Source organism: Agrobacterium tumefaciens, from assembly GCF_013318015.2.
Classification (GTDB): domain Bacteria; phylum Pseudomonadota; class Alphaproteobacteria; order Rhizobiales; family Rhizobiaceae; genus Agrobacterium; species Agrobacterium tumefaciens.
In genome coordinates, this window is record NZ_CP115844.1 from 86,579 (window position 1) to 104,149 (window position 17,571).

2 protein-coding genes are annotated in these 17,571 nt (G+C 60.2%); both read left to right on the plus strand.

Annotation, left to right across the window (positions count from 1 at the left end):
• The first annotated feature begins 70 nt into the window (after nt 1-70).
• On the plus strand, nt 71-6,469 hold the full coding sequence (locus tag G6L97_RS26565; protein WP_272438522.1) for a non-ribosomal peptide synthetase: 6,399 nt from the start codon (nt 71-73) through the stop codon (nt 6,467-6,469).
• Nucleotides 6,462-17,567, plus strand: coding sequence for a non-ribosomal peptide synthetase (locus tag G6L97_RS26570; protein ID WP_272438523.1), 11,106 nt, complete (start codon nt 6,462-6,464; stop codon nt 17,565-17,567). The genes G6L97_RS26565 and G6L97_RS26570 overlap by 8 nt, the downstream gene beginning before the upstream one ends.
• Nucleotides 17,568-17,571 lie beyond the last annotated feature (4 nt).

The following is a 17,571-nucleotide window of genomic DNA, read 5'->3' on the forward strand; positions in this document are numbered from 1 at the left end:
TGACCTAGAATATTCTACAAGTAGACGGGCCCCCCGTCTTATTCCGGTTGCGAGGGACGGTGAGATTGCGTTGTCGTTCTCGCAGAACCGGCTCTGGGTACTGGAACAGCTAGAGGCGCTCGGCTCAGCCTATAACATCGCTGCGGCGGTGCGGATGGACGGCAATCTCGACGTGGTTGCCCTTGAGCGGGCCTTTGCAGAGCTCGTGCACAGGCACGAGGTTCTGCGCACCCGTTTCGTCACACGCGATGGCCAAGTCTTCCAGACAATCGACGAGACGGTCCCATTCCGGTTGGCGCTGGTGGATCTGTCCAGCCTTGACCCGGCCCAGCGCGCCGACGCGATCCGGCGGACCGAGCAGGACGAGGCAGCGCACCGCTTCGATCTGGCGCATGGCCCTCTGTTCCGCGCAACCCTGTTGCGGCTTTCGGCCGAAGAGCACATCATCCTGGTGACGATGCATCACATCGTCTCCGACGGCTGGTCGATGTCCATCGTGGTCCGTGAGATCGGTGCGTTATATGCAGCCTTCGTGGAAGGCCGGTCTTCGCCCCTTGCCGGGCTGCCAGTGCAATATGCCGACTTCGCCGTCTGGCAGAGACGCTGGCTGCAGGGCGAGGTGCTCGACAGGCAGGTCTCCTACTGGAAGGCTCGCCTGGCGGGTGCACCTCCCGCCCTTGAACTTCCGACCGACCGCCCTCGTCCGTTGAGCCAGAGCTATCGCGGTGCCAGCTGCACCTTCGAACTGCCGAAGGAATTGACGGGCGCGCTGGCAGTGCTGGCCCGCCAAGAGGGTGCGACCCTGTTCATGGTGCTGCTGGCGGCGTTCAAAGTCGTCCTGTCACGGTGGAGCGGACAGGACGATATCGTTGTCGGCACCCCCGTTGCGGGACGCACCCATGCCGAGACCGAGGATCTGATCGGCTTCTTCATCAACATGCTGGCCTTGCGGACCAGTCTTACCGGTGATCCCGACTTCCGGACGCTGCTGCGACAGGTCCGCGACGGCGCCCTGGAAGCCTATGCGCATCAGGAGATGCCCTTTGATCGACTGGTCGAAGAGGTCCGGCCGGCGCGCGACCTGAGCCGGCAACCAATCTTCCAGACGCTCGTCGTCCTGCAGAACATGCCCCAGGAGAGGTTGGAACTCCCCGGCCTGACCCTGCGCCCTGTCACCGAACAGCGAGCCACCGCGAAGTTCGATCTCTCGCTCTATCTCCATGAGACGGAGAACGGGCTCGCCGGCACCTTGGAATATGCAACCGATCTGTTCGAGCACGACACGATCGAACGCCTGAAGGACCATTATCGCCTCCTCCTTGAGGGCGTCGTGGCAGACCCTGAACAGCCAATATCCCATCTGCCGATGCTGACAGACGCTGAGCAGCACCTGCTGTTCGACGTCTGGAATGACACCGCCGCTGACTTCCCCCGCGACAAGCTCCTGCACGAGCTCTTCGCCGATCAGGCCGCCCTCACCCCCGACGCTGTCGCCGTCATTTATGATCAGCAGCAACTTACATACCAGGAGCTTGACCGAAGATCGAACCAGCTCGCGCATCACCTGCAGAGCCTGGGGGTCGGCCCGGAGGTTATTGTCGGCCTGTGTGTCGACCGCTCTCCCGAGATGATCGTCGCCATGCTCGCCATCCTGAAGGCCGGAGGCGCTTATCTGCCGCTCGATCCGGCCTACCCCAGGAACCGGTTGGCCTACATGCTGCGCGACGCCGCAGCCCATGTGGTCGTCACCCGCACAGTCTCGCGCCCAAGCCTGCCTGACCAAGTCACCAACATCGTCGATCTCGATGCCCATCACGATGTCATCGAGGCCTGCCCCGACACCCCGCCAGCTTCCGGCGCCGATCCCACCAGCCTCGCCTATGTCATCTATACATCCGGATCAACAGGACAGCCAAAAGGCGTCATGATCATCCACGAAGGCGTGGTTAACTACATCACCACTCTCAACCGCCGTTATTCCCTGTCCAGTTCCGATCGCGTGCTGCAAAACTCGTCGATCTCCTTCGACCCTTCCGTCAGAGACATATGGTGCCCTCTTATCGCCGGCGCAAAGCTCGTCGTCCCCCACGGTCTCGACCAAACCGACAGGGCTTCGTCTCTTGGCTTCGTTTCCTCGGCTGGGGTCAGTCTGGTATTGAGTGTCACGCCCAGCGCATTGACCGCCCCCGTTCTGGAAGAAGTCGCGGAGCCTCTGATGGAGCTACGTGCCCTGCTGACTTGCGGCGAGGCCTTGAGCTACGAGACATGCCGCCTCACCAGAAGCAGGATGGGACATCACTTTCCAATCGTAAACCAGTACGGTCCGACGGAATGCACAATGTCCTCCACCTTCTTCGTGGTGGGGGATGAGCCAGCTTCGGGCATAGTTCCCATAGGCAGGCCTATTGCCAATAGGAAAGTCTATGTTCTGGATCGTCATATGTGTCCGGTTCCGATTGGCACCACCGGCGAGATTTATATTGGCGGGGTCGGTTTGGCCCGCGGTTATCTCAACCGCCCCGATCTGACCGCCGAACGCTTTGTGCAAAATCCATTTGGGTCGGGGGACCGGCTCTATCGCACCGGTGATCTCGGGCGCTGGCGCAAGGACGGCAATCTGGAGTTCCTCGGCCGCGCCGACCACCAGGTTAAGATCCGCGGGTTCCGTATCGAGCTCGGCGAGGTCGAAGCCGTGCTGCTGTCCCATCCAGACGTTCGCCAGGCCGTCGTCATCGCCCATGAGGACCAGACCGGTGACAAGCGTCTCGTCGCCTATGTTGTCGGCGAGGCCAGCCCCAGGGACCTGCGGGCTCATATCCTCAACACCTTGCCAGACTATATGACGCCGGCCGCCTTTGTCGCGCTCGAGGCCATGCCCCTGACTACGAACGGTAAGATCGATCGTGCTGCCCTTCCCCATCCGACCAACGATAATGGCTTGGCGCGCGCCGACTATGTCGCCCCGCGCACTCCCACCGAGGAGATCCTCGCCGCCATCTGGGCCGACGTCCTCCAGGTCAGTCAGGTTGGTGTCAATGACAACTTCTTCGAACTCGGAGGAAACTCCTTGTTGGCCATGCGTATGGTCGCCCGGGTCCGAAGTGTCTTCAACATCGAATTGCCGTTGCGCTCCCTCTTCGAGGATCCAAGGGTGGTTGAACTTGGCCACCGCATCGAGATTATCCAGCGGCAAGAGCGAGGAGTAACGGCCCCCCGTCTTATTCCGGTTGCGAGGGACGGTGAGATTGCGTTGTCGTTCTCGCAGAACCGGCTCTGGGTACTGGAACAGCTAGAGGCGCTCGGCTCAGCCTATAACATCGCTGCGGCGGTGCGGATGGACGGCAATCTCGACGTGGTTGCCCTTGAGCGGGCCTTTGCAGAGCTCGTGCACAGGCACGAGGTTCTGCGCACCCGTTTCGTCACACGCGATGGCCAAGTCTTCCAGACAATCGACGAGACGGTCCCATTCCGGTTGGCGCTGGTGGATCTGTCCAGCCTTGACCCGGCCCAGCGCGCCGACGCGATCCGGCGGACCGAGCAGGACGAGGCAGCGCACCGCTTCGATCTGGCGCATGGCCCTCTGTTCCGCGCAACCCTGTTGCGGCTTTCGGCCGAAGAGCACATCATCCTGGTGACGATGCATCACATCGTCTCCGACGGCTGGTCGATGTCCATCGTGGTCCGTGAGATCGGTGCGTTATATGCAGCCTTCGTGGAAGGCCGGTCTTCGCCCCTTGCCGGGCTGCCAGTGCAATATGCCGACTTCGCCGTCTGGCAGAGACGCTGGCTGCAGGGCGAGGTGCTCGACAGGCAGGTCTCCTACTGGAAGGCTCGCCTGGCGGGTGCACCTCCCGCCCTTGAACTTCCGACCGACCGCCCTCGTCCGTTGAGCCAGAGCTATCGCGGTGCCAGCTGCACCTTCGAACTGCCGAAGGAATTGACGGGCGCGCTGGCAGTGCTGGCCCGCCAAGAGGGTGCGACCCTGTTCATGGTGCTGCTGGCGGCGTTCAAAGTCGTCCTGTCACGGTGGAGCGGACAGGACGATATCGTTGTCGGCACCCCCGTTGCGGGACGCACCCATGCCGAGACCGAGGATCTGATCGGCTTCTTCATCAACATGCTGGCCTTGCGGACCAGTCTTACCGGTGATCCCGACTTCCGGACGCTGCTGCGACAGGTCCGCGACGGCGCCCTGGAAGCCTATGCGCATCAGGAGATGCCCTTTGATCGACTGGTCGAAGAGGTCCGGCCGGCGCGCGACCTGAGCCGGCAACCAATCTTCCAGACGCTCGTCGTCCTGCAGAACATGCCCCAGGAGAGGTTGGAACTCCCCGGCCTGACCCTGCGCCCTGTCACCGAACAGCGAGCCACCGCGAAGTTCGATCTCTCGCTCTATCTCCATGAGACGGAGAACGGGCTCGCCGGCACCTTGGAATATGCAACCGATCTGTTCGAGCACGACACGATCGAACGCCTGAAGGACCATTATCGCCTCCTCCTTGAGGGCGTCGTGGCAGACCCTGAACAGCCAATATCCCATCTGCCGATGCTGACAGACGCTGAGCAGCACCTGCTGTTCGACGTCTGGAATGACACCGCCGCTGACTTCCCCCGCGACAAGCTCCTGCACGAGCTCTTCGCCGATCAGGCCGCCCTCACCCCCGACGCTGTCGCCGTCATTTATGATCAGCAGCAACTTACATACCAGGAGCTTGACCGAAGATCGAACCAGCTCGCGCATCACCTGCAGAGCCTGGGGGTCGGCCCGGAGGTTATTGTCGGCCTGTGTGTCGACCGCTCTCCCGAGATGATCGTCGCCATGCTCGCCATCCTGAAGGCCGGAGGCGCTTATCTGCCGCTCGATCCGGCCTACCCCAGGAACCGGTTGGCCTACATGCTGCGCGACGCCGCAGCCCATGTGGTCGTCACCCGCACAGTCTCGCGCCCAAGCCTGCCTGACCAAGTCACCAACATCGTCGATCTCGATGCCCATCACGATGTCATCGAGGCCTGCCCCGACACCCCGCCAGCTTCCGGCGCCGATCCCACCAGCCTCGCCTATGTCATCTATACATCCGGATCAACAGGACAGCCAAAAGGCGTCGGCGCCCCTCATCTCAGCATGGTTAATCGAATTTTTGCGCAAAGGGCTTTCGATCCAATAACACCAGTTGAAGTCTGCGCTCAAAAAACAGCGATTAACTTTGTCGATTCCATCTTCGAGATATTGGGACCACTGGTCTACGGATCGGTTCTCGTCATTATCTCTCGCGCGAACACCGCCGATGCCTCGGCTCTAGCTGAGGTTATCTTCCAAAGGGCGATAAGTCGGTTGATCCTCGTCCCGACATTGTTGGAGCAATTGTTACTCGTGCCGAATGCGGGACAGAAACTATGCTCTTTGCGAGGGATTACCACGAGCGGTGAGATGTTCGATCGCGCTCTTCTACGGCGTGCGTTCGACACCCTACCTCATGTTAGGATCATAAATCTCTATGGAAGTTCTGAAATCGCGGGCGATGCGACTGCATTCTCAATCGATAATAAAGATGAAAACGTCCTGATTGGTGGGCCACTGTCGAACACTCAGGTGTATGTTCTGGATCGTCATATGTGTCCGGTTCCGATTGGCGCCACCGGCGAGATTTATATTGGCGGGGTCGGTTTGGCCCGCGGTTATCTCAACCGCCCCGATCTGACCGCCGAACGCTTTGTGCAAAATCCATTTGGGTCGGGGGACCGGCTCTATCGCACCGGTGATCTCGGGCGCTGGCGCAAGGACGGCAATCTGGAGTTCCTCGGCCGCGCCGACCACCAGGTTAAGATCCGCGGGTTCCGTATCGAGCTCGGCGAGGTCGAAGCCGTGCTGCTGTCCCATCCAGACGTTCGCCAGGCCGTCGTCATCGCCCATGAGGACCAGACCGGTGACAAGCGTCTCGTCGCCTATGTTGTCGGCGAGGCCAGCCCCAGGGACCTGCGGGCTCATATCCTCAACACCTTGCCAGACTATATGACGCCGGCCGCCTTTGTCGCGCTCGAGGCCATGCCCCTGACTACGAACGGTAAGATCGATCGTGCTGCCCTTCCCCATCCGACCAACGATAATGGCTTGGCGCGCGCCGACTATGTCGCCCCGCGCACTCCCACCGAGGAGATCCTCGCCGCCATCTGGGCCGACGTCCTCCAGGTCAGTCAGGTTGGCGTCAATGACAACTTCTTCGAACTCGGAGGAAACTCCTTGTTGGCCATGCGTATGGTCGCCCGGGTCCGAAGTGTCTTCAACATCGAATTGCCGTTGCGCTCCCTCTTCGAGGATCCCAATATCTATAGACTGAGCTCGATTCTGGACGGGATGTTACCTGATCGTGCCAACAAGATCGCAGACACCCAAAAGATGATCCTGTCGATGACAGATGAAGAGGTGCAAATGATGCTTGATCAGCTCAAGAAAGACAAAAATTATGGTTGAGGCCAAAGAAGTTCAATCCGCTAAACGCGCGGAGCTTCTCAGGCTGCTGCTAGGCACGGGCGAGCCGGCCCCCCGTCTTATTCCGGTTGCGAGGGACGGTGAGATTGCGTTGTCGTTCTCGCAGAACCGGCTCTGGGTACTGGAACAGCTAGAGGCGCTCGGCTCAGCCTATAACATCGCTGCGGCGGTGCGGATGGACGGCAATCTCGACGTGGTTGCCCTTGAGCGGGCCTTTGCAGAGCTCGTGCACAGGCACGAGGTTCTGCGCACCCGTTTCGTCACACGCGATGGCCAAGTCTTCCAGACAATCGACGAGACGGTCCCATTCCGGTTGGCGCTGGTGGATCTGTCCAGCCTTGACCCGGCCCAGCGCGCCGACGCGATCCGGCGGACCGAGCAGGACGAGGCAGCGCACCGCTTCGATCTGGCGCATGGCCCTCTGTTCCGCGCAACCCTGTTGCGGCTTTCGGCCGAAGAGCACATCATCCTGGTGACGATGCATCACATCGTCTCCGACGGCTGGTCGATGTCCATCGTGGTCCGTGAGATCGGTGCGTTATATGCAGCCTTCGTGGAAGGCCGGTCTTCGCCCCTTGCCGGGCTGCCAGTGCAATATGCCGACTTCGCCGTCTGGCAGAGACGCTGGCTGCAGGGCGAGGTGCTCGACAGGCAGGTCTCCTACTGGAAGGCTCGCCTGGCGGGTGCACCTCCCGCCCTTGAACTTCCGACCGACCGCCCTCGTCCGTTGAGCCAGAGCTATCGCGGTGCCAGCTGCACCTTCGAACTGCCGAAGGAATTGACGGGCGCGCTGGCAGTGCTGGCCCGCCAAGAGGGTGCGACCCTGTTCATGGTGCTGCTGGCGGCGTTCAAAGTCGTCCTGTCACGGTGGAGCGGACAGGACGATATCGTTGTCGGCACCCCCGTTGCGGGACGCACCCATGCCGAGACCGAGGATCTGATCGGCTTCTTCATCAACATGCTGGCCTTGCGGACCAGTCTTACCGGTGATCCCGACTTCCGGACGCTGCTGCGACAGGTCCGCGACGGCGCCCTGGAAGCCTATGCGCATCAGGAGATGCCCTTTGATCGACTGGTCGAAGAGGTCCGGCCGGCGCGCGACCTGAGCCGGCAACCAATCTTCCAGACGCTCGTCGTCCTGCAGAACATGCCCCAGGAGAGGTTGGAACTCCCCGGCCTGACCCTGCGCCCTGTCACCGAACAGCGAGCCACCGCGAAGTTCGATCTCTCGCTCTATCTCCATGAGACGGAGAACGGGCTCGCCGGCACCTTGGAATATGCAACCGATCTGTTCGAGCACGACACGATCGAACGCCTGAAGGACCATTATCGCCTCCTCCTTGAGGGCGTCGTGGCAGACCCTGAACAGCCAATATCCCATCTGCCGATGCTGACAGACGCTGAGCAGCACCTGCTGTTCGACGTCTGGAATGACACCGCCGCTGACTTCCCCCGCGACAAGCTCCTGCACGAGCTCTTCGCCGATCAGGCCGCCCTCACCCCCGACGCTGTCGCCGTCATTTATGATCAGCAGCAACTTACATACCAGGAGCTTGACCGAAGATCGAACCAGCTCGCGCATCACCTGCAGAGCCTGGGGGTCGGCCCGGAGGTTATTGTCGGCCTGTGTGTCGACCGCTCTCCCGAGATGATCGTCGCCATGCTCGCCATCCTGAAGGCCGGAGGCGCTTATCTGCCGCTCGATCCGGCCTACCCCAGGAACCGGTTGGCCTACATGCTGCGCGACGCCGCAGCCCATGTGGTCGTCACCCGCACAGTCTCGCGCCCAAGCCTGCCTGACCAAGTCACCAACATCGTCGATCTCGATGCCCATCACGATGTCATCGAGGCCTGCCCCGACACCCCGCCAGCTTCCGGCGCCGATCCCACCAGCCTCGCCTATGTCATCTATACATCCGGATCAACAGGACAGCCAAAAGGCGTCATGATCATCCACGAAGGCGTGGTTAACCTACTGGTCACAGTCCGAACTCGCCTGGATTTCACATGCTACGACGTCATGGCCGCTCTCACGCCCGTTACTTTCGACATTGCAGGATTGGAGTTTTTTCTGCCTCTGACCACGGGGGCAAAATTATTAGTTGTTCCGCGCTCTATAGCGAATGAGGGTGCCAGCCTGAAGTTTTTCCTTTCACGGAATAAAATCTCCACAGTGCAAGCGACTCCGTCCACTTGGACAATGCTACTGTCGGAGGAATGGCTACCCAATAGGGATATGAAAATTCTTTGCGGTGGTGAGGCGATCACAGCGGATCTCGTCCAATACTTTTCAGAACACGTGAGAAGAGCGTGGAACCTTTATGGCCCCACTGAAACGACCATCTGGTCCTTAATTTATCCGGTTACTTCTTACGGGCTACAACTGATTGGTGGGCCACTGTCGAACACTCAGGTGTATGTTCTGGATCGTCATATGTGTCCGGTTCCGATTGGCACCACCGGCGAGATTTATATTGGCGGGGTCGGTTTGGCCCGCGGTTATCTCAACCGCCCCGATCTGACCGCCGAACGCTTTGTGCAAAATCCATTTGGGTCGGGGGACCGGCTCTATCGCACCGGTGATCTCGGGCGCTGGCGCAAGGACGGCAATCTGGAGTTCCTCGGCCGCGCCGACCACCAGGTTAAGATCCGCGGGTTCCGTATCGAGCTCGGCGAGGTCGAAGCCGTGCTGCTGTCCCATCCAGACGTTCGCCAGGCCGTCGTCATCGCCCATGAGGACCAGACCGGTGACAAGCGTCTCGTCGCCTATGTTGTCGGCGAGGCCAGCCCCAGGGACCTGCGGGCTCATATCCTCAACACCTTGCCAGACTATATGACGCCGGCCGCCTTTGTCGCGCTCGAGGCCATGCCCCTGACTACGAACGGTAAGATCGATCGTGCTGCCCTTCCCCATCCGACCAACGATAATGGCTTGGCGCGCGCCGACTATGTCGCCCCGCGCACTCCCACCGAGGAGATCCTCGCCGCCATCTGGGCCGACGTCCTCCAGGTCAGTCAGGTTGGTGTCAATGACAACTTCTTCGAACTCGGAGGAAACTCCTTGTTGGCCATGCGTATGGTCGCCCGGGTCCGAAGTGTCTTCAACATCGAATTGCCGTTGCGCTCCCTCTTCGAGGATCCAAGGGTGGTTGAACTTGGCCACCGCATCGAGATTATCCAGCGGCAAGAGCGAGGAGTAACGGCCCCCCGTCTTATTCCGGTTGCGAGGGACGGTGAGATTGCGTTGTCGTTCTCGCAGAACCGGCTCTGGGTACTGGAACAGCTAGAGGCGCTCGGCTCAGCCTATAACATCGCTGCGGCGGTGCGGATGGACGGCAATCTCGACGTGGTTGCCCTTGAGCGGGCCTTTGCAGAGCTCGTGCACAGGCACGAGGTTCTGCGCACCCGTTTCGTCACACGCGATGGCCAAGTCTTCCAGACAATCGACGAGACGGTCCCATTCCGGTTGGCGCTGGTGGATCTGTCCAGCCTTGACCCGGCCCAGCGCGCCGACGCGATCCGGCGGACCGAGCAGGACGAGGCAGCGCACCGCTTCGATCTGGCGCATGGCCCTCTGTTCCGCGCAACCCTGTTGCGGCTTTCGGCCGAAGAGCACATCATCCTGGTGACGATGCATCACATCGTCTCCGACGGCTGGTCGATGTCCATCGTGGTCCGTGAGATCGGTGCGTTATATGCAGCCTTCGTGGAAGGCCGGTCTTCGCCCCTTGCCGGGCTGCCAGTGCAATATGCCGACTTCGCCGTCTGGCAGAGACGCTGGCTGCAGGGCGAGGTGCTCGACAGGCAGGTCTCCTACTGGAAGGCTCGCCTGGCGGGTGCACCTCCCGCCCTTGAACTTCCGACCGACCGCCCTCGTCCGTTGAGCCAGAGCTATCGCGGTGCCAGCTGCACCTTCGAACTGCCGAAGGAATTGACGGGCGCGCTGGCAGTGCTGGCCCGCCAAGAGGGTGCGACCCTGTTCATGGTGCTGCTGGCGGCGTTCAAAGTCGTCCTGTCACGGTGGAGCGGACAGGACGATATCGTTGTCGGCACCCCCGTTGCGGGACGCACCCATGCCGAGACCGAGGATCTGATCGGCTTCTTCATCAACATGCTGGCCTTGCGGACCAGTCTTACCGGTGATCCCGACTTCCGGACGCTGCTGCGACAGGTCCGCGACGGCGCCCTGGAAGCCTATGCGCATCAGGAGATGCCCTTTGATCGACTGGTCGAAGAGGTCCGGCCGGCGCGCGACCTGAGCCGGCAACCAATCTTCCAGACGCTCGTCGTCCTGCAGAACATGCCCCAGGAGAGGTTGGAACTCCCCGGCCTGACCCTGCGCCCTGTCACCGAACAGCGAGCCACCGCGAAGTTCGATCTCTCGCTCTATCTCCATGAGACGGAGAACGGGCTCGCCGGCACCTTGGAATATGCAACCGATCTGTTCGAGCACGACACGATCGAACGCCTGAAGGACCATTATCGCCTCCTCCTTGAGGGCGTCGTGGCAGACCCTGAACAGCCAATATCCCATCTGCCGATGCTGACAGACGCTGAGCAGCACCTGCTGTTCGACGTCTGGAATGACACCGCCGCTGACTTCCCCCGCGACAAGCTCCTGCACGAGCTCTTCGCCGATCAGGCCGCCCTCACCCCCGACGCTGTCGCCGTCATTTATGATCAGCAGCAACTTACATACCAGGAGCTTGACCGAAGATCGAACCAGCTCGCGCATCACCTGCAGAGCCTGGGGGTCGGCCCGGAGGTTATTGTCGGCCTGTGTGTCGACCGCTCTCCCGAGATGATCGTCGCCATGCTCGCCATCCTGAAGGCCGGAGGCGCTTATCTGCCGCTCGATCCGGCCTACCCCAGGAACCGGTTGGCCTACATGCTGCGCGACGCCGCAGCCCATGTGGTCGTCACCCGCACAGTCTCGCGCCCAAGCCTGCCTGACCAAGTCACCAACATCGTCGATCTCGATGCCCATCACGATGTCATCGAGGCCTGCCCCGACACCCCGCCAGCTTCCGGCGCCGATCCCACCAGCCTCGCCTATGTCATCTATACATCCGGATCAACAGGACAGCCAAAAGGCGTCATGATCATCCACGAAGGCGTGGTTAACTACATCACCACTCTCAACCGCCGTTATTCCCTGTCCAGTTCCGATCGCGTGCTGCAAAACTCGTCGATCTCCTTCGACCCTTCCGTCAGAGACATATGGTGCCCTCTTATCGCCGGCGCAAAGCTCGTCGTCCCCCACGGTCTCGACCAAACCGACAGGGCTTCGTCTCTTGGCTTCGTTTCCTCGGCTGGGGTCAGTCTGGTATTGAGTGTCACGCCCAGCGCATTGACCGCCCCCGTTCTGGAAGAAGTCGCGGAGCCTCTGATGGAGCTACGTGCCCTGCTGACTTGCGGCGAGGCCTTGAGCTACGAGACATGCCGCCTCACCAGAAGCAGGATGGGACATCACTTTCCAATCGTAAACCAGTACGGTCCGACGGAATGCACAATGTCCTCCACCTTCTTCGTGGTGGGGGATGAGCCAGCTTCGGGCATAGTTCCCATAGGCAGGCCTATTGCCAATAGGAAAGTCTATGTTCTGGATCGTCATATGTGTCCGGTTCCGATTGGCACCACCGGCGAGATTTATATTGGCGGGGTCGGTTTGGCCCGCGGTTATCTCAACCGCCCCGATCTGACCGCCGAACGCTTTGTGCAAAATCCATTTGGGTCGGGGGACCGGCTCTATCGCACCGGTGATCTCGGGCGCTGGCGCAAGGACGGCAATCTGGAGTTCCTCGGCCGCGCCGACCACCAGGTTAAGATCCGCGGGTTCCGTATCGAGCTCGGCGAGGTCGAAGCCGTGCTGCTGTCCCATCCAGACGTTCGCCAGGCCGTCGTCATCGCCCATGAGGACCAGACCGGTGACAAGCGTCTCGTCGCCTATGTTGTCGGCGAGGCCAGCCCCAGGGACCTGCGGGCTCATATCCTCAACACCTTGCCAGACTATATGACGCCGGCCGCCTTTGTCGCGCTCGAGGCCATGCCCCTGACTACGAACGGTAAGATCGATCGTGCTGCCCTTCCCCATCCGACCAACGATAATGGCTTGGCGCGCGCCGACTATGTCGCCCCGCGCACTCCCACCGAGGAGATCCTCGCCGCCATCTGGGCCGACGTCCTCCAGGTCAGTCAGGTTGGTGTCAATGACAACTTCTTCGAACTCGGAGGAAACTCCTTGTTGGCCATGCGTATGGTCGCCCGGGTCCGAAGTGTCTTCAACATCGAATTGCCGTTGCGCTCCCTCTTCGAGGATCCAAGGGTGGTTGAACTTGGCCACCGCATCGAGATTATCCAGCGGCAAGAGCGAGGAGTAACGGCCCCCCGTCTTATTCCGGTTGCGAGGGACGGTGAGATTGCGTTGTCGTTCTCGCAGAACCGGCTCTGGGTACTGGAACAGCTAGAGGCGCTCGGCTCAGCCTATAACATCGCTGCGGCGGTGCGGATGGACGGCAATCTCGACGTGGTTGCCCTTGAGCGGGCCTTTGCAGAGCTCGTGCACAGGCACGAGGTTCTGCGCACCCGTTTCGTCACACGCGATGGCCAAGTCTTCCAGACAATCGACGAGACGGTCCCATTCCGGTTGGCGCTGGTGGATCTGTCCAGCCTTGACCCGGCCCAGCGCGCCGACGCGATCCGGCGGACCGAGCAGGACGAGGCAGCGCACCGCTTCGATCTGGCGCATGGCCCTCTGTTCCGCGCAACCCTGTTGCGGCTTTCGGCCGAAGAGCACATCATCCTGGTGACGATGCATCACATCGTCTCCGACGGCTGGTCGATGTCCATCGTGGTCCGTGAGATCGGTGCGTTATATGCAGCCTTCGTGGAAGGCCGGTCTTCGCCCCTTGCCGGGCTGCCAGTGCAATATGCCGACTTCGCCGTCTGGCAGAGACGCTGGCTGCAGGGCGAGGTGCTCGACAGGCAGGTCTCCTACTGGAAGGCTCGCCTGGCGGGTGCACCTCCCGCCCTTGAACTTCCGACCGACCGCCCTCGTCCGTTGAGCCAGAGCTATCGCGGTGCCAGCTGCACCTTCGAACTGCCGAAGGAATTGACGGGCGCGCTGGCAGTGCTGGCCCGCCAAGAGGGTGCGACCCTGTTCATGGTGCTGCTGGCGGCGTTCAAAGTCGTCCTGTCACGGTGGAGCGGACAGGACGATATCGTTGTCGGCACCCCCGTTGCGGGACGCACCCATGCCGAGACCGAGGATCTGATCGGCTTCTTCATCAACATGCTGGCCTTGCGGACCAGTCTTACCGGTGATCCCGACTTCCGGACGCTGCTGCGACAGGTCCGCGACGGCGCCCTGGAAGCCTATGCGCATCAGGAGATGCCCTTTGATCGACTGGTCGAAGAGGTCCGGCCGGCGCGCGACCTGAGCCGGCAACCAATCTTCCAGACGCTCGTCGTCCTGCAGAACATGCCCCAGGAGAGGTTGGAACTCCCCGGCCTGACCCTGCGCCCTGTCACCGAACAGCGAGCCACCGCGAAGTTCGATCTCTCGCTCTATCTCCATGAGACGGAGAACGGGCTCGCCGGCACCTTGGAATATGCAACCGATCTGTTCGAGCACGACACGATCGAACGCCTGAAGGACCATTATCGCCTCCTCCTTGAGGGCGTCGTGGCAGACCCTGAACAGCCAATATCCCATCTGCCGATGCTGACAGACGCTGAGCAGCACCTGCTGTTCGACGTCTGGAATGACACCGCCGCTGACTTCCCCCGCGACAAGCTCCTGCACGAGCTCTTCGCCGATCAGGCCGCCCTCACCCCCGACGCTGTCGCCGTCATTTATGATCAGCAGCAACTTACATACCAGGAGCTTGACCGAAGATCGAACCAGCTCGCGCATCACCTGCAGAGCCTGGGGGTCGGCCCGGAGGTTATTGTCGGCCTGTGTGTCGACCGCTCTCCCGAGATGATCGTCGCCATGCTCGCCATCCTGAAGGCCGGAGGCGCTTATCTGCCGCTCGATCCGGCCTACCCCAGGAACCGGTTGGCCTACATGCTGCGCGACGCCGCAGCCCATGTGGTCGTCACCCGCACAGTCTCGCGCCCAAGCCTGCCTGACCAAGTCACCAACATCGTCGATCTCGATGCCCATCACGATGTCATCGAGGCCTGCCCCGACACCCCGCCAGCTTCCGGCGCCGATCCCACCAGCCTCGCCTATGTCATCTATACATCCGGATCAACAGGACAGCCAAAAGGCGTCATGATCATCCACGAAGGCGTGGTTAACTACATCACCACTCTCAACCGCCGTTATTCCCTGTCCAGTTCCGATCGCGTGCTGCAAAACTCGTCGATCTCCTTCGACCCTTCCGTCAGAGACATATGGTGCCCTCTTATCGCCGGCGCAAAGCTCGTCGTCCCCCACGGTCTCGACCAAACCGACAGGGCTTCGTCTCTTGGCTTCGTTTCCTCGGCTGGGGTCAGTCTGGTATTGAGTGTCACGCCCAGCGCATTGACCGCCCCCGTTCTGGAAGAAGTCGCGGAGCCTCTGATGGAGCTACGTGCCCTGCTGACTTGCGGCGAGGCCTTGAGCTACGAGACATGCCGCCTCACCAGAAGCAGGATGGGACATCACTTTCCAATCGTAAACCAGTACGGTCCGACGGAATGCACAATGTCCTCCACCTTCTTCGTGGTGGGGGATGAGCCAGCTTCGGGCATAGTTCCCATAGGCAGGCCTATTGCCAATAGGAAAGTCTATGTTCTGGATCGTCATATGTGTCCGGTTCCGATTGGCACCACCGGCGAGATTTATATTGGCGGGGTCGGTTTGGCCCGCGGTTATCTCAACCGCCCCGATCTGACCGCCGAACGCTTTGTGCAAAATCCATTTGGGTCGGGGGACCGGCTCTATCGCACCGGTGATCTCGGGCGCTGGCGCAAGGACGGCAATCTGGAGTTCCTCGGCCGCGCCGACCACCAGGTTAAGATCCGCGGGTTCCGTATCGAGCTCGGCGAGGTCGAAGCCGTGCTGCTGTCCCATCCAGACGTTCGCCAGGCCGTCGTCATCGCCCATGAGGACCAGACCGGTGACAAGCGTCTCGTCGCCTATGTTGTCGGCGAGGCCAGCCCCAGGGACCTGCGGGCTCATATCCTCAACACCTTGCCAGACTATATGACGCCGGCCGCCTTTGTCGCGCTCGAGGCCATGCCCCTGACTACGAACGGTAAGATCGATCGTGCTGCCCTTCCCCATCCGACCAACGATAATGGCTTGGCGCGCGCCGACTATGTCGCCCCGCGCACTCCCACCGAGGAGATCCTCGCCGCCATCTGGGCCGACGTCCTCCAGGTCAGTCAGGTTGGTGTCAATGACAACTTCTTCGAACTCGGAGGAAACTCGCTCACAGCGCTGTATATGACGGCCCGGACGAGGCATGTTCTTGCGATTGAACTGGACAATCGAACTCTCTTCAGAGAGCCTCGTCTGGGTTACTTTGCGCAGATCATAGATCGGATCAGATCCTCGGGTGACCAATCTACGGGTAAAACCAAATCAGCCGAACATGCATCTTCTAACCGCACCAAAGCCGCTCGATATTCCCCTGCTCCTATCGACGGATGGATCACTTCTAATCCCGAGACACAAGGCCTCGCAAGTGATGTAATCGACGATCTGGTGGAGTTTGGTCGCTCCGTCGATATGGACAGCTTGAGTATCGTTCGACATGGCTATTTGGTGACCGACAGATACTTCCATCCATTCAAATCCGGCATTAAGCATGCGCTCAACTCCGCGACGAAATCCATCCTTGGAAGCTTAGTCGGCATCGCCATTGAACAAAGGCTCATCCAGAGCGCCGACGACAAGCTGCAGGAGTACCTTGGGGATTTTCCTTCTGCGAATAGCGACAAGAAAGATATCACCCTTCGACATCTACTAGATATGAAATCGGGGATTGATTGGTCCGAACCTCTCGGACCCCGACGAGGAATCCCGACCACTGCTGATGAAATGCGTCTTGCAGACGACTGGGTCGATTTCATTCTGCGGAGGCCTATGTCGCATAGACCCGGAGATCACTACAACTATAATAGCGGCAATTCACACCTGATATCCGCGGTCATCACGAGCGTTGCCGGAACGTCTGCGTGGGATTTTGCGCAACGCTATTTATTTGATCCCCTCAGAATAATCGACACCGACTGGAGCAGCGATCCACGGGGCATAAGCGATGGAGGGAATGGCCTTTTCCTACATCCCTTAGATGTGGCCAAGATTGGGTATCTGCATCTTCGCGAAGGACGATGGAATTCGATAAAAATCCTTCCTTCAGGATGGACGGACCGCATAACCGAAAACGCAAAGACGGTGTATCGTGATCGGACGTACTCGACGTTTTTTTGGAGCGTGCCGAGTGTAGGTGGCTACATGGCAAATGGCTATAATCGGCAGATCATGTTGATTGTTCCAAAATCAGACCTCGTCGTCGTGTCGACAGGAAAGAGACCCTATCCCTTCGCGGATTTTCTTGCCCATATTGAGAGGCTCGGCATGGTCCCCGCCAAGCCAATGCAATCCATGAGCAGTCGAGCTGACGGACCGCCAGACAACCTGAACCCGGCGCTTTTACGGAGTTTGGATATGTTCTCTCGCAAAGTGTATTGTTTCCCGAAGAATTCTGTCGGTCTGAAGTCGCTTCAATTCGATTTCGACGAAATCAACACTTGCTACCAGGCAGAATTCGACCCAGACGCAAGCCACCTCAATAGCTTCCGCGTTCGACAGAGTATCGGCTTAAACGGCGAGTATTCCGAGTCAATGCAACCGGACGGTATAGGCGTTGCACGGGTGCGGCGGATTACCAAGAACACAATCCAAATCGAACAGCACTCTCTCGGAAAGGGCGAGACTGAAACGTTGACGGTGACATTCCACGATGAGCAAATAAGCTTGAGGATTGCTACCAGCCGCCGAGAGTACACGCTTACAGGAGAGACATCAGCCTCGCGATTACCGGGCGGCGAGCGGTCGGCCATCCACCCAATGCCCAAATCTTAGCTGC